The sequence below is a fragment of the Sulfurovum aggregans genome (assembly GCF_055385215.1).
On record NZ_AP042387.1, the window covers coordinates 903,937 to 923,633 of the forward strand.

Sequence of the window (19,697 nt, forward strand, 5' to 3'; positions counted from 1 at the left end):
GGCAAACGCACCCTATATATTTCTTTGTTTTAAAAACGCTTCAACAACATAAAATGAACCAAACACTAAATAATTTTCATTTTTATCTATTTTGTTTTTAAAATAACTATACTCTAAATCTACTTTTTTCAAAGCTTTTTCTATCTCTTCCAGAATAGTAGCTCTTTGAGAATGAATAGGAATGATCTCTACCCTCTTTACTTTGGGTTTCAATATTCGTAACACTTCTTCATAGTCTTTATCATCAAGACTATTGTAAATAAGTATTACTTTGTCATCCAGTGCTTTCTCTATGGCTTTTGCCGCTAAAGGGTTGTGTCCTACATCTATTCTGACATGAGGTGTTAAAGCGTAAAAGCGTCCAAAAAGTTCTAAGGTTCTTAAATCATCTACCTCATAGGGAATCTTCAAAATATCCAAGGCTTGCATCGCTACGGTGGCATTTTCTATGAGGTACTCTGGCCAGCCTTTGGCTTTGGCAAGTTCTTTTACCCCGTAGGGGTGCCCCTTGTGGGTACCCTCTCTATTTTGGGCAACCACAAGGGATGCCCCTACATTGTTTGCAATCTGTCTCGCCACTTCAATCACTTCATCATAAGGCTGTGGTGCCAAAAGTACCTGTTTTTGTATGCTTCGTATCTTAGTACCGGCTATCTCCTCTATAGTTTCACCCAAAAAAGCCTGATGGTCGATACCTATAGGGGTAACAACAGAAAGCTCTTTATCACACACATTAGTCGCATCGAATTCACCACCCAATCCGGCTTCAAGTACCATCAGGTCACACTTTTCAAACACTACAAAAGCTAAAAGTGTAGTATATTCAAAATAACTCAAAGCATCACTCATCTCTTTACCTAAAATAGTAAAAAGCCGTTGATGTGCTGTTTCCAATATCTCATCACTACTGTTACTGCCATTAAGCCAGATACGTTCGTTAAATTTCAAGATATGGGGAGAAGAAAAATGTCCTACAGAAAGACCACTTTTAAAAGCAAGGTGGGCGATCATCCGTCCTGTAGAACCTTTTCCATTCGTTCCAACGATATGCACCGTTTTTGGTCGTCTAATATACGGTTTGAGCATCCTATATGCAACATGTACCCGCTGATGGTCTATCTCTTTATAATAGAGGGGTTTTTGATTTAAAAAAGCTTCTAAACTTATCATGTCTCTCAGCACTCAGCACTCAACGCTCAACACTCATTCCCTTAGCACTCACATATGCCAAAAACTGATCCAATGCTTTTTCCAAACCTTTTTTGATCGCTTCAGTTCTTAACGTAGAGGAATAGATGGAACTGACATGAATATCAGATTCAAAAACACTATTGATTGTTTTTTTAATTCTTCCTTTTTTGGTCAGCATATCAAACTGGACCCTGATATTTGCACGATAACGTGTAACATATCCGTCTTCATAGCTGAGCGGAGTAAAGGTACTCCCTCTATATGAAATATGTATCTGACTCTCTGCCTGTTCTTTAGGAACGATCTGCCCTTTGAAACGTGTATAGACCAGCCGATTTATCTCATCTTTCAGATAAGGGGCATTTTCAGGTTCTGCTCTGTCGACCATCACTTCAACATAAACAGTATCAGGAAAAATATTTTTTATGGCATGAGAAGAGGGTTTGTAACCGCAGGCACTCAATAACAGCACTGCTGCTATTGAAATGAAAAGTGAAAAGTGAAAAGTGAAAAGTGTGGGTTTGTTTTTCTTCGAAAAACTTTTATCTGTTATTTGCATCTTTTTTTCTCCTCTTTCAATCAAAGCAAAATATCATTTTGCATACTTTTACTCTTCACTTTTTAAGCCGGTTTTACCGCCAGGTTGACCAGCTTGCCCGGTACCACGATCTCTTTTACAATACTCATATTTTCAAGCCATTTTGCACCAGCCTCTTTCGCCAATGCCAATATCTCATCATTGTCTGCACTTGGACTCACCTCGATCTCAGTACGTTTTTTACCACCGATCATCACCATATACAGAATGCTTTCTTTGACAAACACTTCTTCTTTTACTTCAAGTATGGCACCCAGATTTTCTCTTTTAAACAATACCTCGCTAAGTTCTGTTGCCACATGAGGGATAATAGGTTCCAAGAGATTAAGCATGATATACATTCCCTCTGTCCATACATCAGCATCATCTTGTTTGTCTAATGCATTAAGTGCTTCCATACATGCTGCGATAAGTGTATTGAAGGCAAATGTTTTTTCATACACATCCGTTGATTTCTGTAATGCCTCATATACCTTTACACGTGCAAGCTTGGATGCTTTACTTAAAGTAGCTTGATCTATATTTGGTAATGAACTGCCTGTTACTTTTGCTTTTCTGTCATAAAGCTTTTTAATGAACCTGAATGCACCTTCTACTGCCGAGTCATTCCACTCCAGCTCCTTTTGCGGTGGTGCTGCAAAAAGAATGAAAAGACGAGCCGTATCTGCACCATATTTTTCAACCAGTGCATCAGGGTCGACCGTATTGCCTTTAGACTTAGACATTTTTGCACCATCCATGAGTACCATTCCCTGTGTCAACAGGTTTGTAAACGGTTCATCTATATCATGGTAACCCAAGTCACGTAATACTTTAGTGAAAAATCTTGCATAAAGCAGGTGCAGGATGGCATGTTCTATCCCGCCGATGTACTGGTCAACACCCAACCAGTAATTTGCATCTTCTTTATCAATACCTATATCATTCCACTTCTTAGGATTCGTTGCATAACGGAACTGATACCAGCTTGACTGTACAAAGGTATCGAGTGTGTCTGTTTCACGTGTTGCCTCTGCTCCACACTTAGGACAGCTACAGTTCTTCCAGGTAGGATGATTCTCCAGTGGATTACCTTCACCTGTGATCTCCACATCTTCAGGAAGCGCAATAGGAAGATTCTCTGCCTTCTCAGGCACAAGTCCGCAACTCTCACAATGCACGAACGGGATAGGTGCACCCCAATAACGCTGACGGCTGATCCCCCAGTTTCTTAGTTTATAGTTTGTTGTCCCTTTACCTGTTCCTCTCTCTTCAAACTCATTAATGATCGCTATTTTTGCTTCATTGCTGTCTACACAGGAAAAACGGTCACTGTCAATAAGATCCCCTGTTCCCGTATATGGGAGTTCATCTCCTCCTTCAATCACACGCTTGATAGGCAGATCATATTTACCGGCAAACTCAAAATCCCTCTCATCATGTGCAGGTACAGCCATGACTGCACCTCCCCCGTAAGAAGCCAATACAAAATTCGCAGTCCATACAGGTATCTCTTCACCTGTAAGAGGATGGATCACACTGATACCAAGCGGATACCCTTCTTTATCGGCCTGAGCTCTTTCACGCTCTGTCATATTGGCTATATGTGTGATCTTCCCCGCCACATCACTATCGAGCAGATTATTTTCTACAAGATATTTCGTAATAGGATGTTCCGCCGCAAGTGCAGAGTATGTTACACCATAAATGGTATCTGGGCGTGTTGTGAATACCGTATATTTGTCAAAGTTCCCACCCAATTTTACTTTACTCTTCTGGCTCAATTCAAACTCGAACTCAAGCCCTTGAGACTTTCCTATCCAGTTACTTTGCATAGTAATGACCTGTGACGGCCACTTGCCTTCTAAAAGTTTGAGATCTTCGAGCAATTCATCAGCATATTTAATAATGTCAAGGTAGTAGCCAGGCATCTCTTTAAGTTCTACTTCATTGTCACAACGCCAGCAACATCCCTCTTCCACCTGCTCATTGGCAAGCACTGTATGGCAAGACTCACACCAGTTCACAGTGGTCGACTCACGGTAAAGCAGGCCCTCTTCAAACATCTTGATGATGAACTCCTGTTCCCACTTCGTATAAAGCTCATCACAGGTAGCGAACTCACGGGTTTTAGAGAATGAAAGTCCCAAAGTATTGAGCTCTTTTCTCATATAATCAATGTTGCTATACGTCCAGTCCTTAGGATGACGCCCATGTTTGATCGCAGCATTTTCAGCAGGCATACCAAAAGCATCCCAGCCTATAGGATGAAGCACATTGAAGTCCTGCTTTCTGTAATAACGGGCAAAAGCATCACCGATAGCATAATTCCTCACATGTCCCATATGTAACCGTCCGGATGGAAACGGGAACATACTTAAAATATATTTTTTCTTTCTTGTTAGGGCATCATCAGGTTCAAAAGCCTGCTCTTCATCCCATCTATTCTGCCATTTGGCTTCAATCTCACTTGGATTGTAACTCATATTTATCTCACTTCATTGTATGATTATTTAATGGGGGATTATATCTAATATGGGGTTAGAGATGAATTGAAGACTATACATTCCTCTATTCAATCGAAAATCCGGAATCCTATCAGGTACAGATACGAAGATGACCATATCAATCTTTAGCTCTTTTATTAGTTCAATTATACCAATCAAAAGTAAAATTTAACTACAATAGTATCACTAAAAATTGAGGAGCCAGTTTGTCTTTAGCCCTAGCAAGGAAATACCGTCCTGCCACATTTGATGACCTTATAGGTCAAGAGGCAGTTTCACAAACCTTATCACTTGCACTCGATGGTAACAGACTCTCTCATGCTTATCTTTTTTCCGGGCTTAGAGGAAGTGGAAAAACTTCTACTGCACGTATCTTTGCAAAAGCATTGCTTTGTGAACAGGGTACTGCCTCTCACCCCTGTGGCGTCTGTACACACTGTATTATGGCAAGTGAAAACCGTCATATGGATATCATTGAAATGGATGCGGCTTCCAACCGTGGAATTGATGACATCAAAGACCTCATAGAACATACCAAGTACAAACCCAGTTCGGCACGTTACAAAATTTTCATCATCGATGAAGTCCATATGCTTACCAATCAGGCTTTTAATGCACTGCTTAAAACGCTGGAAGAACCACCGGATTTTGTTAAGTTCATCCTTGCAACTACAGATCCACTGAAGTTGCCTGCTACCATCCTTTCACGTACACAGCATTTCAGGTTTAAAAAAATTCCTCAGAACCTTGTGCTCAAACATTTGGAACATATCTTAAATCTTGAAAATATAGAGTATGAGAGGGAAGCCCTGGACATTATTGCCCGCTCAGGTGCAGGTAGTTTACGAGATTCTCTTACTTTGATGGATCAAGCCATCGTCTACTCTAAAAACTTTGTTGATGTAGGCACTGTAACAGGTATGTTAGGCATCATTGAACCCAGCCTTTTAGAAGCGCTTCTTAATGACATTATGCTCAAAGATAATGCAAAGATCCTGGAGTTCATCAAAATGGCCTCTGACTATGAAGCAGAGATGATACTTGATGAACTTACTCTCTACCTCAAAGAGTTACTTCTCTCGGGTAACGGTAAACTCAGCCCTATGATCATAGAGCGTTTCTTTAGAGTCATTGCAGAGTCAAAAAGTCTCCTTGCACTGGGAAGTGACGGAGAGTTTGTTCTTTCTCTCTCTTTGTTTAAAATGATGGAAGCTTTAGAGATAAAAGACATCGACACAATGATACGCGGACTTGAAAAAGAGCTCAATGGTGTAGAGGTGAGTGAGATCATGGTCACCACACCTGCTCCGGACCTGTCTGCACCTGCCGAAGTGATCACCATTACCGAAGATGATATAATCTCATCATTGCCGCCGAAAGATACTATCAAGACCACATCTCATTCCGTACCTGATAGAGAATCCCCTCAAGATTCAAATAGAACTGAAAAAACCAAAGAGATCGTAAAGAACCATGAGGAATACCCTGAGGTACAGGTTCGGAATAATGAAAAAAATATACATGAAGGATCTGAAACGATCCGTACTCCACAAAAACCATCACAACCCTCAGCGCCCAACCCTCAGCACTCACCTGATCCTTACCAAAAAACATTTGATAATTTAATCAAAAAAATATACGATCGAAATTATGATCTCGGTGCCTGCTTTGAAAGAAATATTGAGTTTGAAAGTTTTATGAATAATAAACTTACCTGGGGCTCCAGTGCAGAAGGCGAGGAGAAAAAACAGCTTATTACTCACTGGGGTGTCATCAATATGTTTGTTAAAGAACTTTTTGGTTTTGAAACAAAGATCGTTAACATCCCCAAAAAAAAAACCATAACAGCAGACAGTGAGCAGATAGCAGGTAACAGTAAAGAAAATAGAGTCACTGCACAAGCACTCCATACGCAACACGTATCAACACATAATGATGCAGACTCTGCTTCCATGATAGAAGATATTGAAATGAAAAGTTCCTGTATTGCACCGGAAGCAGGAGGAACAGAAGCGGCTAAAGAGAAGGACCCTTCAACACTCCTGGAAGAGCCTATGATCAAAGAAGCGATTGCACTTTTTAATCCTAAAAAGGTGAGAATCAAAAGAAATACGTAGGTTTGGTTCTGCCAAACGTTATCTTGTAGAGATAATCTACATGGAAATTAAAATTATCTTAGGATGTTCAGTAAGAACCAAACCTGTAAATTTTAATCTTCCATCCATGCTTTCGTTACAATTTTAGGCTTATCATCATAAATCTTTATTTTTTCAGCATCTATACATCGTCCCTGATCATCAAGTTCAAACACTACCATTTGCAAAAGTGTTTTACATGTATCCGGAACATTGAAATGCCCTCCAAGCCCTGTAAGAAAACGTTTCATAGGTACTTCATTATCCATACCTATAACACCATCACGACAACCGGTCATTCCTACATCAGTTACATAACAACAGCCATCTACTACCTGCAGATCATCGGTTGCTACATGTGTATGTGTTCCAAGTATTGCACTCACATCTTCTTTAAGCATATGTAAAAGAGCCTGTTTTTCAGAACTTGCTTCAGCATGCATGTCTACAATGATGTGCTTTATCCCTTGTGCTTTTAAAGAAGCAACAACACTTATTATCATGGTAAAAGGATTATCTACCAAAGGCATAGTATAATGTCCCATCAGATTAAGAATAGCTACTTTATTGCCTAAAATCGTAGTTTGATAGATACCTTTTCCCGGAGTAGCTTGAGGGTAATTCATCGGACGGATAAGAGGATAACTGTCAAAAAGAGTCAGTATTTCTTTTTTATCAAAACTATGGTTGCCGCCGGTCATCATGTCTATGCCATACCCAAGAAGTTCTATGCAGTTTTTTTGAGTCAATCCAAAGCCATGTGAGGCATTTTCATAATTAACTATCATAAAGTCAATAAAATGTTCTTGTTTCAGACGCATAAGATGATGTTTTATCATCAATCGCCCAGGCTTACCTACAACATCACCGATAAACCCTATTTTCACACTATTCTCCTTGAGGACACAGCTTTAATTTCTTACAGAAATTCAACCAATGTCCCCAACTACACTTATCACTTAATACTCTTCCCTGCAAAGGGAAGTAAAGCCGAAGCCCACGTAAGTCCACCACCAAAAGTATCAAGTAACATAAGATCACCCGTCTGAAGCCTTCCTGATTCATATATATCATTGATCGCCATAGGGATAGAAGCTGCTGAAGTATTTCCATATTTCCCTACTGTAAGGACTATCTGGTCTTCTCTCATTTTTAATGCATCTCCCACCGCTTTGATAATACGATAGTTGGCTTGATGAGGGATAAAATGAGGAATATCTTCTGTATGGATATTATTTTTCAGCAAAATCTCTTTTACATCTTTGGTCAATGTTTTCACTGCCAATTTAAAGGTTTCATTTCCTTTCATTTGTACAAAGTTAAGTCCTTCATCAAGCACTTTCTGACTTACAGGATTAATACTCCCAGGGGCAGGTGTAACCAGAAAATCGGCATAAGAACCGTCTGCACTTGCATGTACATCTATAAACGCCTCTTCTTTATTCTCTGTAGCAGATATCATCGCTGCACCTGCACCATCACCAAAAAGAATACAAGTACTTCTGTCTGTGTAGTCTACAATAGAAGAGAATTTCTCTGCGCCTACAATCAGTACATTTTGTTTCATTCCTGATTCTATAAATGCTTTGGCTAAAGAGAGCAGGTATACAAATCCGCTGCATGCTGCTGAGATATCAAATGCTTGTACATTTCGGATATCCAACTTGTCTGAGATAATACATGCTGTTGAAGGCATATTGAAGTAATCCGGTGTCACCGTAGCACATAGAACCAGGTCAATCTCTTCTTTCGCAATACCGGATCTTTTGATAGCAACTTCTGCTGCTTTGGCACCCATATCACTTGTATACTCATTATCTGCAGCAATATGACGCTCTTTGATACCTGTACGCTTTACGATCCATTCATCGGTCGTATCAACCATCTTTTCAAGATCGGAATTACTTAAAATCTTTTCAGGGATATATGCACCGATAGATCTAAATGAAGCATATACTGGTTTTATTTGAGACATAGTTATCCTTACCTAGGAAATATAAGTCTGTATTTTACCATAAAATTCTAATGAGAGGTCTAAAAATGGGGAGAAATCATAAATTGAGAGAGGGGGAATACCTCTCTTCATTATTTCGTATTGGAGAGTAGTTCTTCTATCGTTGTATTCACATCCGACTCAGTATATCGAATCGCTTGAAAAATAGCATTTTTGATCGCCTTGGCATTGGAACTGCCATGACTGACAATAGCACATCCGTTAATACCAAGAAGCGGTGCTCCGCCATATTCTGCATAATCAACCTGTTTTTTCATATTTCCAAAAACTTTTTTCTTCATCATCAATGCACCGATTTTTGCCGGTAGTGATTTTCTGATATGCTGTCGCATTAGGGTAAAAATGGTTGAGACGACCCCTTCACTTGTCTTAAGCAGGATATTACCTGTAAAGCCGTCACAGACAACAACATTTACACTACCGTTAAAGATATCACGCCCTTCAACATTACCTACGAAACCATTCAGTTCTTTAAGAAGAGAAAAAGCCTCTTTGGTCAATGCATTCCCTTTACTGTCTTCTGACCCATTAGATAAAAGTCCTACTTTGGGTGAAGCAACATCTAAAATCTTTTGTGCATATGCTTCTCCCATTGCACCAAATTCATAAAGATTCTGAGGGGTACAATCCGTCACTGCACCTACATCAAGCACCAATGTTTTTACATTTGTGATACTTGGCATCAGTGTTGCGAGTGCAGGCTTGGAAATATGCGGTAACCGTCCTATACGCAATGTAGCAAGCGTCATCGTTGCACCGCTGTGTCCGGCTGAAACTACAGCTTGGGCTTCTTTATTTCGTACAAGTTCAACGGCCTTGTAAATGGAAGAGTCTTTACGTTTAAGTGCATTTGTCGCTTGATCACTCATGGAAACCACATCAGAGGATTCAACGATCTGAACTTTATCTAAATAATATTGGGGGAGTAAAGAGAGTATCTCAGTTTTGTCACCTACCAGAATAGGTAAAAAAGTTTTTTCTTCAAGTGCCTGAACTACACCTTCGATAATGGGTTCAGGACCGAAGTCCCCACCCATAGCATCAATCGCGATTTTAATCATCGAGATTACGCTTTAGTTGTTTTGTACTCACCAGTAGTCATATTCATATGGTGAGGCATTCTCCATGTTCCATCAGCATCTTTTACCGGCATTGGAAGCGTTAACTTGTAGTGTGTTCTTCTTTTTGCTGCTCTTGTGTGACTCACACGTCTTTTAGGTACTGCCATTTTTTGTCCTTTTTATTTGTTGTTTATTCAATATTTGAAACTTTTATTCAATACTGCCGATTCAAGTATTCTACGTACTAGAATTCTACTTCAAAGTCCTCTTCTCTATTGTCACATTTTCCACAATAGTGATAAGAACCTTTTATTGCATTGATTTCACTTTCAAGAATGTACGAAAGATCGATTTCGCCATCTAAAAACTCAATTATATCCAAATCATCTTTATCTTCAGATACCTGGTCACTTAGCTTGAGCTTCAGCCTGCTATCCAGATCATAGTCAAATATGTCTCCACATCTGTCACATGACAATTCAAGACTGCCACTCATTTTTGCATCCAAAGTTACTTGATGATAACCGCTCTTTTGTAAAGTTCCTTTGAGCTTTGCCCCTTGAACCTCAAGTTCAACCGGCTTAGCGGTTGAACCTATTTTATCAAAAACTATTTTCATAGTTTAAAACTTAGTTGATCTCTCTCTGTGCAAAGAAGAAGTTGATCTCATTCACAGCATTTTCTACAGAATCACTTCCGTGAACTGCATTCGCATCAATACTGTCTGCAAAATCTGCTCTGATAGTACCTGCTGCTGCTTCTTTTGGGTTTGTTGCACCCATAAGCTCTCTGTTTTTAGCCATTGCATTTTCACCCTCAAGTACTGTTACAACAACAGGGCCTGAGATCATGAAATCTACAAGGTCTTTAAAGAAAGGCCTTTCCGCGTGGATCGCATAGAATGCTTCAGCATCTACTCTTGAAAGTCTGATCTTTTTAGTTGCCGCGATTCTAAGGCCTGCCGCTTCAAATCTCGCAAGGATCTGCCCTACAACATTTTTAGCTACTGCATCCGGTTTAATGATCGATAATGTTTGTTCCATACTTATATTCCTAAGCGATAATTTACTTCATGTGAAGTATTCGGGCGGCATTATACCGAAATAAAAGTTTAATTTAGATTAATTCTGAATATGTAATAAACATGGAGAGGAAGCAGCCGGCTGTTCAATCTTTTCAATTCAAAAAAAACAGCGGCTGGTCAGCCAGCAGAGTAAAACTCTACTGAACTTTTATGAGGAAGGTTAGTCTTCAATAACAGGCTCACCTTTTGCACCTCTGTTCTCAGCAGCAGGCATACCTTCTGCAACATCATCCCACTGGATACACCCTTCAGTAGGACATGCTTCGGCACATGCCGGTACATCATGATAACCTACACACTCAACACATTTGTCTGCATATACATAATAGATCTCTTCACCTGTTGGATTATCATCCTCATCTACAATTGCTTCTACCGGACATTCATCTATACATGCCGCACAGTTAATACAAGTATCTGTAATAATTACTGCCATTTTTTCTCCTTAAATTGAATATGCCCAAACTATATCAAAAGATTTTTAAGAAATACTTTAATATTTTTGATAAATTGAACAAATAGTACAAAACTCAGCAAATCCCTACAAAGTAGGGTTTTTATAGTTGATAACGATTCTATTTATTAAATATTATTTGGAATTAAAGTCCCAAGAATTCTTTTATTTCAGCAACTTTGTCTGTTCTTTCCCAGCTGAAATCCACATCTTCTCTTCCAAAGTGACCATATGCTGCTGTCTTTCGGTAGATCGGCCTAAGAAGATCCAATGCCTCCATGATCCCTTTAGGTGTCAGATCAAAAAGTGCCTCTACACATGCTGTGATCTTTTCATCCTCTACATTTGCAGTACCGTGTGTATCGACATAAATAGATACTGGTTCAGCCACACCTATGGCATAGGCTATTTGAAGTGTAGCTTTATCGCATATACCGGCTGCTACAAGGTTTTTAGCCACATATCTCGCCGCATAGGCAGCTGAGCGGTCTACTTTTGTAGGATCTTTACCTGAAAATGCACCTCCTCCATGAGGACATGAACCGCCATAGGTATCTACGATGATCTTTCGTCCGGTCAGTCCGGCATCTCCCTGAGGGCCGCCTATCACAAAACGTCCTGTCGGATTGATATGATATTTGATATCATCACTCATCAATTCTGCAGGTATTACCGCTTTTATCACTTCTTCAAGTACCGCTTCCTGCACTTTTTCAAGGGTGACTTCCGGATGGTGTTGTGTTGAAACTACAATGGTATCTATAGCAATCGGCTTTCCATCTACATATTTGACGGAAACCTGCGCTTTACCATCCGGACGCAAAAACGGGACAGTACCGTTTTTACGTACTTCTGCAAGTTTTGCTGTGATCTTATGTGCCAAAGAGATAGGTAAAGGCATCAATTCTTTTGTTTCATTACAAGCATACCCGAACATAAGTCCCTGATCCCCTGCACCGATCTCACCTGAAGCCTGATCCACACCCTGATTGATATCCGGACTCTGTTCACCTACACCATTCAGTACACCTGCACTTCTATAATCAAAACCATAACTTGCATCGGTGTAACCTATCTCTCTTACTACCTCTCTTGCAATCTCTTGCATCGGTGCATAGGTATGCGTCTTCAGCTCTCCTGCAATAACACAAAAACCATTACTCAATAACGTTTCACATGCTACTCTAGCTTGAGGATCTCGTTCAATGATGTAATCTAATATCGCATCAGAGATCTGATCAGCCATTTTGTCTGGATGACCCTCGGTTACCGATTCACTTGTAAAAATGTATTCGTTAGCCATTTTTAATTCCTTGAAAGTATTTGTCCACTGTCACTGAACTTGAAAGAAATATCTATAAAATATCTCTTTAAAATCCAGATTGATGTAGGGGTCGAACCCTGTTTCGATCCGCGGACAGACACAGGGGTCTGTCCCTACAATAGTATACGTTTTGCCAACTGCTCAGGAAGCAACCCCAAACTCTCTTCCACCAGCTTCGTATTCCCATGCGTAATGAATGCATCTTCATACTCGAATGTTGTCAGTTCTATATCTTTTATCTTTTTTTGGCTTAAAAATTCAAGTATAGCTGAACCTACACCACCCTGTGCTGCAGAGTCAGAAAAGACAAACCATTTTTTATATTTTGCACTTAAGCTGACAAGCATCTCTTCATCCAACGGTTTTACAAAACGCAGATCCAATACAGCTGCCTGTCTATCCAATAGCGCTTCCGTCTTCTGTGCACGTCCGACACCATTACCATAACCGACAAGAAGAATTTCTTCTCCCTCCTGAAGCAGTACTGACCTACCCAACTCATATACCGGAGCATCAAAATCTTCTGCTAAAAATGCACCTCTTGGATATCTGAAAGCACAAGGGTGGTCATACTCTTTGGCAAACTGCATAGCAAGCTTCATTGTTGTTTCATTACAGGGGGCCAGAAGTGTCATATTCGGGATTGCCCTAAGATATGAAATATCAAATGCACCCTGATGCGTTTCACCATCTTCTCCTACGATCCCTGCTCTGTCCAAAGCAAAAGCTACACCCAGATCCATCAATGCAATATCATGGATCACTTGGTCATACCCGCGCTGTAAAAAGGTGGAATAGATCGTACAGAACGGTTTAAATCCTTCTTTTGCAAGCGGGCCCATGGAAGTAACCGCATGCTGCTCGGCAATAGCTACATCCCAAAAACGGTCAGGGTATTTTTCCATCACTGCACTCATCCCTGTTCCGCTTGGCATAGCAGCCGTTACCCCTACAATCTTGTCATCTTCATCTGCCAGTTCTACCAATGTTTCACTAAAAATAGCTGTTGCTGCTTTCGCACCATTCTTTTTGGGAGCTTCTCCGGTCTTAAGATCAAAAGCACTCACCCCATGCCAGTGTTCTTTTGTCCCCTCAGCAATCTCATATCCCTTTCCTTTAGTGGTCTGGGCATGGATAATGACTGGTTTACCAAGTGCTTTTGCTACTTCCATTGTTTCGATCAGTGATACTATATCATGTCCATCTACAGGACCGATATACTCAACACCCAACTCTTCAAAGAGGATCCCCGGTGTAATAAGACGAAATGACTCTTCAAATCTTTTTGCCATATAGGTTGCACTCTCAGGAAGATGTTCAAGCATTTTTTCTGTATGGCTTCTCATTTTTTGATAGAAAGGACTTGCCATGGTCTGGGAAAGATATTTACTGATCGCTCCTATAGGCTTTGCAATACTCATTTCATTATCATTCAGTATAATAACTACCGGATATTTTCTGTCTCCCAGTTCATTCAGTGCTTCATAGACCATTCCTGCACTCATACTTCCATCACCGATAAAAGCTACAGGAATTCTCTCCTCACCCTTTAGGGAAATGGCTTTTGCAGCACCTACTGCAAGTGAGATGGAAGTAGAACTATGTCCTGCTACATAATAGTCATACGGAGATTCACTTGGCTTTGTATAACCGGAGATCCCACCAAACTGACGCAAGGTATTGAAACTGTCCCATCTGTCTGTAAGAAGTTTATGTGCATAGGCTTGATGGCTTACATCAAAAATAAAAGGGTCTTTACTGACATCAAATACTTTATGCATCGCCACTATGAGATCGGTCGCACCCATAGTAGAACTCAAGTGCCCGCCGTTTTTACTCACAGTCTCCAATATCTTTTGTCTGATATTTTCGGCTAAAGTGTTAAGTTCTTCTGTCGAGTATGCTTTTATATCCATTTTTCTCTTCTTTTTTATCTCTATCTATTTAATAAATATTCTGTCATTAGTTTTTTGGTAAATCGTATCTGTTCATCATCATAGACCAGACCTAACTTTTCAGCCAAACGCTTGAGCTCTTTTTTACTTATTTTTTCCATACTACCGGCTTTCTCTTTGTTTTGGGTAAAATCATCTAAAATAAAAGGTTTCACCTCTACTTCATGTGCTTTTACAACCTCCACTTTTTTCAAGCAATTACCTCTTTAAAATTTTTAAAAAAGATATCATTCTGCTTTTGTGTCCCGACAGTGATACGTACAGCATTCATTCCGTAAGAAGCCAGATTACGGATGATCACCCCTCTTTGAAGCAGTGCATCCGAAATTTTTGTTGAATCCAACTTCTCATCGAACAGATAGGTGATGAAATTCGTATAACTCTCGATGAACCTTAAGCCATTATCCTCTGCAAATGTTTCATAACGCTTGATCTGTTCCTGATGCAGCGCAATAGATCTTTCTACAAATTCCTCATCCGTGCATGCTTCTATCGCTGCTGCCAATGAGAGCGTAGAAATATTAAACGGAGGCCTCATTTTATAGAGTTCTTTTATCAATCCTGTCTGTGCGATACCATACCCTACACGCATACCGCCCAAACCGTATGCTTTGGAGAAAGTACCCAGATAGATCACATTTTCAAAGCCCAGCAAATCTTTGGGGGTAATGGCATACCGGGAATCTTTTGCAGCAGCATACTCCATATAGGCACCGTCAACTACGATCAGTGTCTCTTTATCCATTGCCTCAATGATAGCCAGAACCTCTTCTTTGCTTGTAGCATCACCGGTAGGATTATTTGGTGTACAAATGTAAACGATCTTTGGCTGATACATTTTATAGGCTTCCATAAACTCATCATAATTGTGTTCATAACTGGCTGTACGAATGATCTTTGCTCCCATCTGTTTTGCATAGATCTCATACATGGCAAAAGTCACTGCTGACATCAGTACCGAAGCATCTTCATCCAGTACTGCACGCGATATGAATTCCAGTACCTGGTCAGATCCTGCACCGATAATGATATTATCGTCTGATATATCAAATTTACGGCCCAATGCTGCTTTCAGTTCAAACATACTGTCATCGGGGTAGAGATGTGCCTTGTCTGCATTTTTTCTGATCACTTCAGCTACGGCAGGATTCGTTCCAATAGGGTTTTCATTGGATGCAAGCTTTACCACTTCTTCCGGTGCAATACCAAACTCACGGACCACCAATTCAATCGGTTTTCCTGCCTCATACGTCTTTATATTTTCAAGTACCTTATTAAATTTCACTGTTACCTACTCCCTGCTACTTACTATCTATTCTATACATCATCTGTCTCTTTTACATAAGAACCCAGTACTTTGATCGAATTATGGTGTTTCTCTAAAATAGGTTTTATCTTTTCATCATCTTTATGTCCGTTGAATTCTATAAAGAAAAGTGACTCTCCCTCAACGATATGGGATTTGATCTTTGTCAAATTGACATTGGCTTCTTCAAAATCATTCAGGAACTCCACTAAAGACCCGGGAGTATTCGGAAGTCTTACAAGCAGTGAAGTTTTATCATTGCCTGAAGGCATATTCTCAAAATTGGAAATAATGAAAAAACGGGTTCTGTTATTTGTATCATCTTCTACATTTTCAAAAAGTATCGGCAAGTTATTGAGTTTTGCCGCTACAGAAGGGCAGAGAGCTGCTGCACTTTTATCTTCAAGTGCCAGTTTAGCAGCTTTTGCTGTAGATTCTACCGGTATAAGCTCTATTTCATCCAATCCAAGATCCTGTAAAAACTTCCGGCACTGACCAAAAGCGATATCTTTAGAGTAGATTTTTTTAATCTCCTTGATATCCTCGGCAAGTGTGGAAAAAGAGAGATGCACATCGATCATTACTTCAGCAATGATCTTAAGATCATATTCATCCAGGCAGTTGATCGTATCACTCACAATACCGTTTGAAGAATTTTCAATAGGAATTACACCGAATCGGGCTGTTCCCTTGTCTACTTCCCTGAACACACCCTGAATCGAACCTATAGGCAGATAATGACTCATTGCTCCAAATTTACTCTCTGCCGCCTGATGGGTAAAACTGGCTTCCGGTCCGAGATATGCTACAGCTTCAGGAAGTTCAAGGTTCCTTGCTACAGCAAACATTTCCAGAAAAAGTGCCTCGATCGCTCTGTCTGTGAGTTTACCGTTATTCTGTGCTTTAAGGCGGTTCAGAATCGCCTGTTCTCTCTCTGGACGATAAATAGGGGCGCCTGTAGTATTTTTAAGTTCTCCTACCTGATGTACCAGCTCCATACGCTCATTATAGAGCTTCAAGAGTGTATCATCAATTGTGTCTATCTTCTTTCTCAAATCATCCAGTGTCATAGTTTTCTCCATTTATCGGGTCAAGGCTTTACTTTTTTACAAAAAGTTAATCCAAAGCTCCTAAGAACTCAATCTCCAAACGTACCTGGTCTTCATATGTCTCACGTTTACGGATAAGTCTGTCTTTTCCACTTTGTAAGGCAACCTCTGCCGGTTTTGCCCGTGTGTTATAATTGCTTGCCATTGTAAATCCGTATGCACCTGCGGAATGCACCACGATAAGGTCATTGTGTTCAAGTGGAGGCAGTGGTACATTCTTGCCAAAGAAGTCCCCACTCTCACAAACTGGTCCAACTACATCTGCCGGGTTCTTTTCTCCCTCCACCATAACAGCTTCTATCTTATGATAAGCATTATAAAGACTTGGCCTTATCAGATCATTCATTGCACCATCCACAATAACAAAACGTTTCCCGTCATTGACTTTCTCATACAGTACTTTGGTAAAAAAGGCCCCTGCATTGGCAACCATGTAACGGCCAGGTTCGCACAGCAGAGTCATATCAAGTCCTTTGGTTGCTTCAAAAATGGCTTGCGTATATGCTTCAGGTGAAATGGTCTGTTCATCATCATACACTACACCGATTCCTCCGCCTACATCAAAGAACTTGATATCTATTTTAATGGCTTTAAGCGAACGTACCAGGTCAGCCACTATACCGCACGCTTCATGTATAGGAGAGAGCTTGGTCAACTGTGAACCAATATGAAAATGGATCCCTACAGGATTGAGATATTCTGACTTGTTCGCATAGATATACATACGTTTTGCCATATCTATCTCAACACCAAATTTATTTTCATGCAGTCCTGTTGAAATATACGGATGTGTCTGGGGATCTATATTCGGATTGACACGAACAGAGATACGTGCTTCTTTACCAAGCTCTTTCGCCACCATCTCTACACGTTTCATCTCAGCTTCACTCTCCAGGTTAAGCAATAGAATATCTTTTTCCAAAGCTTCACGTATCTCATCATCCCTTTTACCGACACCTGAAAAGATAATCTTATATCTGTCTACACCTGCATCAAGTGCACGTCTGACCTCACCGATACTCACACAGTCAGCACCTGCTCCAAGCTTGGCCAAATGTGCAATGACCGAAAGATTTGAGTTTGCTTTTACTGCATAGTTGATGATGGACTTTTTACCGGAAAATGCTTCTTTAAGTGCGGTATACCTATTCTCAATATAATCAAAATCATAAATATACAATGGCGTACCGTATTTGTCTGCCAATGCTTTATAATCAATATTCATTTATACTATCCTATTTTGCCCATACAACGGACTCTCTATTTTCAGGTGATTTTATCTAAATATTTATTAAAAGGTGCTCTAGCAGAATTTATGCGATGGACTTTTCATCTGTAATGTACACATATATCGCATACAGCCATAAAAGAACTATAGGCAGGATAGCTGTCAGTTCAGGAGCCAAAACACCGTTTGAACCTATCTGGTTCAGTCCGAACAGGATACCCCAGATCACAAAGGTTGCACCCAGAGACAGTGCAACAGTACTTCCAATATTCATCATCCTGGCATGAAAAGGCAATTTAAAGAAAAGAATAAGCAGGAGCGCTATAGCAAAGAAAGGTACTACTATCTTATCGTATAATGCCGCACGTATCTTATCCGAATTGAGATGCTGTTTCTTAAGCAGCCGCCATGTATTAAATGCATCTATAATATTGAGTGCTTTCCCCTCATACAGAGATTCAATGATCTTGGGCTTATACCCCTGCAATGTTTTAATACTCTCTTTATGCTCTACACTGTATTTTTCCAGTTCTCCATTTTTATAGATATGTGTTTTAAGTGTGGCATTTCTTGCATCCCATTCTTTCCCGTTAAAAATTGCTGTAGGAGCATTTATCGTATAGCGTACCTGATATCCTTCTACTTTAAAAATAGTAATATCTTCTATTTCCTTAGCTACAGGATCAAGGTTTTTAATATAGACGAATGTATCATTGTATTTGAAAAAAAGGTCATTTACCTCATAAGTATGCAGTTCATTTTTAAGCAGAACTGCTGCCTTGTCCTTGGCATAGGAGAACTCAGTAGTATGCAACAGTGTAAAGATAAGATACGTTAATGAAGCAACGGTAAGCAAAGGGATAAAAAGTCTTTTTTTGGTATATCCAAAAGCATGCAGCGCACCCATGGTATTATTTTTCACCAATGCGAGTTTGGTCATGATCACAGCGAAGACAATGGCTAAAGGATACAATAACCCCAGTGCCTCTTGCCACATATAGAAAATATAGAGTATTTTATAATTTGAAGAGACATTAAGCTGCTGTACATGCTGAAAATAATCAATGGCTGCAAAAGCAAAAGAAAGCCCGAATAGAATAGCCAGCAGATTCCTGATATACAGTTTTGCCAAATAGCGGAAATAGAGTGGAGGAGAAATAAAATTCATAGACTTAAGCTTTCTATGGACTTTAAACTGTATTTGGATCTTACTTCATTCAGCTCTTCCGTCAGCAGCTGTTTACAGGCTTCCGACACATGTATGACAAGTCTGTCCAATACTTTGAATTCTTCTTCGGAAAAATCATGCAGTACATAATCAACGACTTGTGATCTATGTTCCGGTTTTCCCACACCTACTCTTACACGCAAGTATTCTTTGGTAATATGGCTGTCAATGGATTTAAGTCCATTATGTCCGCCGTGACCACCGCCCCTTTTAAAACGTACTGCACCAAAAGGCAGATCAATATCATCATGTATTACAATAATATCATGTACATCTATTTTAAAAAAATTCTTGACAGATTGTACACTTTTCCCGGAAAGGTTCATAAAAGTAGAGGGTTTTAAAAAAAATGAATTCGAAGCTCGATAAAGCTTGCCTTGAAAAGAAGTTTTGGAAATATCCCGGGCATGAAAATCATCAACCATTTTGTCAATGACTTTAAAACCGATATTGTGTCGTGTATTTTCGTATTGTGATCCCGGATTACCCAGACCTACAAAAAGTGTCATAACGACTCCTTAATA

19 protein-coding genes are annotated in these 19,697 nt (G+C 39.9%); 1 reads left to right on the forward strand and 18 read right to left on the reverse strand.

What is annotated here, in order from left to right; genetic code table 11:
* Nucleotides 1-12 precede the first annotated feature (12 nt).
* The 3 genes from ACZ48W_RS04430 to leuS all read right to left on the reverse strand — a co-directional run bounded on the left by ACZ48W_RS04430 (nucleotide 13) and on the right by leuS (nucleotide 4,254).
* The gene (locus ACZ48W_RS04430) at nucleotides 13-1,170 is read right to left on the reverse strand and encodes a bifunctional folylpolyglutamate synthase/dihydrofolate synthase (protein ID WP_464830128.1); all 1,158 of its coding nucleotides are present in this window, start codon (nucleotides 1,168-1,170) and stop codon (nucleotides 13-15) included.
* Nucleotides 1,171-1,189: 19 nt separating this feature from the next.
* On the reverse strand, nucleotides 1,190-1,750 hold the full coding sequence (gene lptE / locus ACZ48W_RS04435; RefSeq protein ID WP_464830129.1) for an LPS assembly lipoprotein LptE: 561 nt from the start codon (nucleotides 1,748-1,750) through the stop codon (nucleotides 1,190-1,192).
* A gap of 62 nt (nucleotides 1,751-1,812) precedes the next feature.
* Nucleotides 1,813-4,254: a leucine--tRNA ligase gene (leuS, locus tag ACZ48W_RS04440; protein ID WP_464830131.1), complete on the reverse strand. Its 2,442-nt coding sequence runs from the start codon at nucleotides 4,252-4,254 to the stop codon at nucleotides 1,813-1,815.
* A gap of 227 nt (nucleotides 4,255-4,481) precedes the next feature.
* Between leuS and ACZ48W_RS04445 the strand changes: the two genes are divergently transcribed.
* A complete protein-coding gene (locus ACZ48W_RS04445) occupies nucleotides 4,482-6,392 on the forward strand; it encodes a DNA polymerase III subunit gamma/tau (protein WP_464830132.1) in 1,911 nt (636 codons plus the stop codon).
* A gap of 92 nt (nucleotides 6,393-6,484) precedes the next feature.
* On the opposite strand, the gene ACZ48W_RS04450 is transcribed toward ACZ48W_RS04445, so the two are convergent.
* The 15 genes from ACZ48W_RS04450 to pth all read right to left on the reverse strand — a co-directional run bounded on the left by ACZ48W_RS04450 (nucleotide 6,485) and on the right by pth (nucleotide 19,682).
* Entirely contained in the window at nucleotides 6,485-7,297 is an 813-nt protein-coding gene (locus ACZ48W_RS04450; RefSeq protein ID WP_464830133.1) for a TIGR00282 family metallophosphoesterase, read from the reverse strand.
* Between the two features lie 68 nt (nucleotides 7,298-7,365).
* Nucleotides 7,366-8,385 (reverse strand): beta-ketoacyl-ACP synthase III, encoded by a 1,020-nt coding sequence (locus ACZ48W_RS04455; protein WP_464830135.1) that lies wholly within the window; start codon nucleotides 8,383-8,385, stop codon nucleotides 7,366-7,368.
* A gap of 110 nt (nucleotides 8,386-8,495) precedes the next feature.
* Nucleotides 8,496-9,485, reverse strand: a complete 990-nt coding sequence (gene plsX / locus ACZ48W_RS04460) for a phosphate acyltransferase PlsX (protein WP_464830136.1) — start codon at nucleotides 9,483-9,485, stop codon at nucleotides 8,496-8,498.
* A gap of 5 nt (nucleotides 9,486-9,490) precedes the next feature.
* Nucleotides 9,491-9,652, reverse strand: a complete 162-nt coding sequence (gene rpmF / locus ACZ48W_RS04465; RefSeq protein ID WP_012083812.1) for a 50S ribosomal protein L32 — start codon at nucleotides 9,650-9,652, stop codon at nucleotides 9,491-9,493.
* Nucleotides 9,653-9,729: 77 nt separating this feature from the next.
* Nucleotides 9,730-10,104 carry a YceD family protein gene (locus tag ACZ48W_RS04470; RefSeq protein ID WP_464830137.1) on the reverse strand — a complete coding sequence of 125 codons (375 nt, stop codon included), beginning with the start codon at nucleotides 10,102-10,104 and terminating at the stop codon, nucleotides 9,730-9,732.
* A 10-nt stretch (nucleotides 10,105-10,114) separates the two neighbouring features.
* On the reverse strand, nucleotides 10,115-10,528 hold the full coding sequence (gene ndk / locus ACZ48W_RS04475) for a nucleoside-diphosphate kinase (RefSeq protein WP_464830138.1): 414 nt from the start codon (nucleotides 10,526-10,528) through the stop codon (nucleotides 10,115-10,117).
* 201 nt (nucleotides 10,529-10,729) lie between these two features.
* Entirely contained in the window at nucleotides 10,730-11,005 is a 276-nt protein-coding gene (locus ACZ48W_RS04480) for a 4Fe-4S dicluster domain-containing protein (protein WP_464830139.1), read from the reverse strand.
* Nucleotides 11,006-11,168: 163 nt separating this feature from the next.
* Nucleotides 11,169-12,326: a methionine adenosyltransferase gene (gene metK / locus ACZ48W_RS04485; RefSeq protein WP_464830140.1), complete on the reverse strand. Its 1,158-nt coding sequence runs from the start codon at nucleotides 12,324-12,326 to the stop codon at nucleotides 11,169-11,171.
* Between the two features lie 134 nt (nucleotides 12,327-12,460).
* The gene (dxs, locus tag ACZ48W_RS04490; protein WP_464830141.1) at nucleotides 12,461-14,263 is read right to left on the reverse strand and encodes a 1-deoxy-D-xylulose-5-phosphate synthase; all 1,803 of its coding nucleotides are present in this window, start codon (nucleotides 14,261-14,263) and stop codon (nucleotides 12,461-12,463) included.
* Nucleotides 14,264-14,283: 20 nt separating this feature from the next.
* Entirely contained in the window at nucleotides 14,284-14,496 is a 213-nt protein-coding gene (locus ACZ48W_RS04495) for a hypothetical protein (RefSeq protein WP_464830142.1), read from the reverse strand.
* Nucleotides 14,493-15,587 carry a histidinol-phosphate transaminase gene (gene hisC, locus ACZ48W_RS04500; protein WP_464830144.1) on the reverse strand — a complete coding sequence of 365 codons (1,095 nt, stop codon included), beginning with the start codon at nucleotides 15,585-15,587 and terminating at the stop codon, nucleotides 14,493-14,495. The genes ACZ48W_RS04495 and hisC overlap by 4 nt, the downstream gene beginning before the upstream one ends.
* A gap of 32 nt (nucleotides 15,588-15,619) precedes the next feature.
* A complete protein-coding gene (pheA, locus tag ACZ48W_RS04505) occupies nucleotides 15,620-16,678 on the reverse strand; it encodes a chorismate mutase (protein WP_464830145.1) in 1,059 nt (352 codons plus the stop codon).
* A 46-nt stretch (nucleotides 16,679-16,724) separates the two neighbouring features.
* Complete coding sequence (gene lysA, locus ACZ48W_RS04510; RefSeq protein ID WP_464830146.1) at nucleotides 16,725-17,942, reverse strand: diaminopimelate decarboxylase; 1,218 nt, start codon at nucleotides 17,940-17,942, stop codon at nucleotides 16,725-16,727.
* An 88-nt stretch (nucleotides 17,943-18,030) separates the two neighbouring features.
* Nucleotides 18,031-19,113, reverse strand: coding sequence for an LptF/LptG family permease (locus ACZ48W_RS04515; RefSeq protein WP_464830147.1), 1,083 nt, complete (start codon nucleotides 19,111-19,113; stop codon nucleotides 18,031-18,033).
* Nucleotides 19,110-19,682 carry an aminoacyl-tRNA hydrolase gene (gene pth, locus ACZ48W_RS04520; RefSeq protein WP_464830149.1) on the reverse strand — a complete coding sequence of 191 codons (573 nt, stop codon included), beginning with the start codon at nucleotides 19,680-19,682 and terminating at the stop codon, nucleotides 19,110-19,112. Before pth ends, ACZ48W_RS04515 begins: the two co-directional genes overlap by 4 nt.
* Between the last annotated feature and the right edge of the window lie 15 nt (nucleotides 19,683-19,697).

Bases quoted from the DNA above. Each gene is read 5' to 3' on its own strand.
- ACZ48W_RS04430 (WP_464830128.1), bottom strand. From the start codon at position 1,170: ATGATAAGTTTAGAAGCTTTTTTAAATCAAAAACCCCTCTATTATAAA.
- lptE (WP_464830129.1), bottom strand. From the start codon at position 1,750: ATGCAAATAACAGATAAAAGTTTTTCGAAGAAAAACAAACCCACACTT.
- leuS (WP_464830131.1), bottom strand. From the start codon at position 4,254: ATGAGTTACAATCCAAGTGAGATTGAAGCCAAATGGCAGAATAGATGG.
- ACZ48W_RS04455 (WP_464830135.1), bottom strand. From the start codon at position 8,385: ATGTCTCAAATAAAACCAGTATATGCTTCATTTAGATCTATCGGTGCA.
- plsX (WP_464830136.1), bottom strand. From the start codon at position 9,485: ATGATTAAAATCGCGATTGATGCTATGGGTGGGGACTTCGGTCCTGAA.
- rpmF (WP_012083812.1), bottom strand. From the start codon at position 9,652: ATGGCAGTACCTAAAAGACGTGTGAGTCACACAAGAGCAGCAAAAAGA.
- ACZ48W_RS04470 (WP_464830137.1), bottom strand. From the start codon at position 10,104: ATGAAAATAGTTTTTGATAAAATAGGTTCAACCGCTAAGCCGGTTGAA.
- ndk (WP_464830138.1), bottom strand. From the start codon at position 10,528: ATGGAACAAACATTATCGATCATTAAACCGGATGCAGTAGCTAAAAAT.
- ACZ48W_RS04480 (WP_464830139.1), bottom strand. From the start codon at position 11,005: ATGGCAGTAATTATTACAGATACTTGTATTAACTGTGCGGCATGTATA.
- metK (WP_464830140.1), bottom strand. From the start codon at position 12,326: ATGGCTAACGAATACATTTTTACAAGTGAATCGGTAACCGAGGGTCAT.
- dxs (WP_464830141.1), bottom strand. From the start codon at position 14,263: ATGGATATAAAAGCATACTCGACAGAAGAACTTAACACTTTAGCCGAA.
- pheA (WP_464830145.1), bottom strand. From the start codon at position 16,678: ATGACACTGGATGATTTGAGAAAGAAGATAGACACAATTGATGATACA.
- lysA (WP_464830146.1), bottom strand. From the start codon at position 17,942: ATGAATATTGATTATAAAGCATTGGCAGACAAATACGGTACGCCATTG.
- ACZ48W_RS04515 (WP_464830147.1), bottom strand. From the start codon at position 19,113: ATGAATTTTATTTCTCCTCCACTCTATTTCCGCTATTTGGCAAAACTG.
- pth (WP_464830149.1), bottom strand. From the start codon at position 19,682: ATGACACTTTTTGTAGGTCTGGGTAATCCGGGATCACAATACGAAAAT.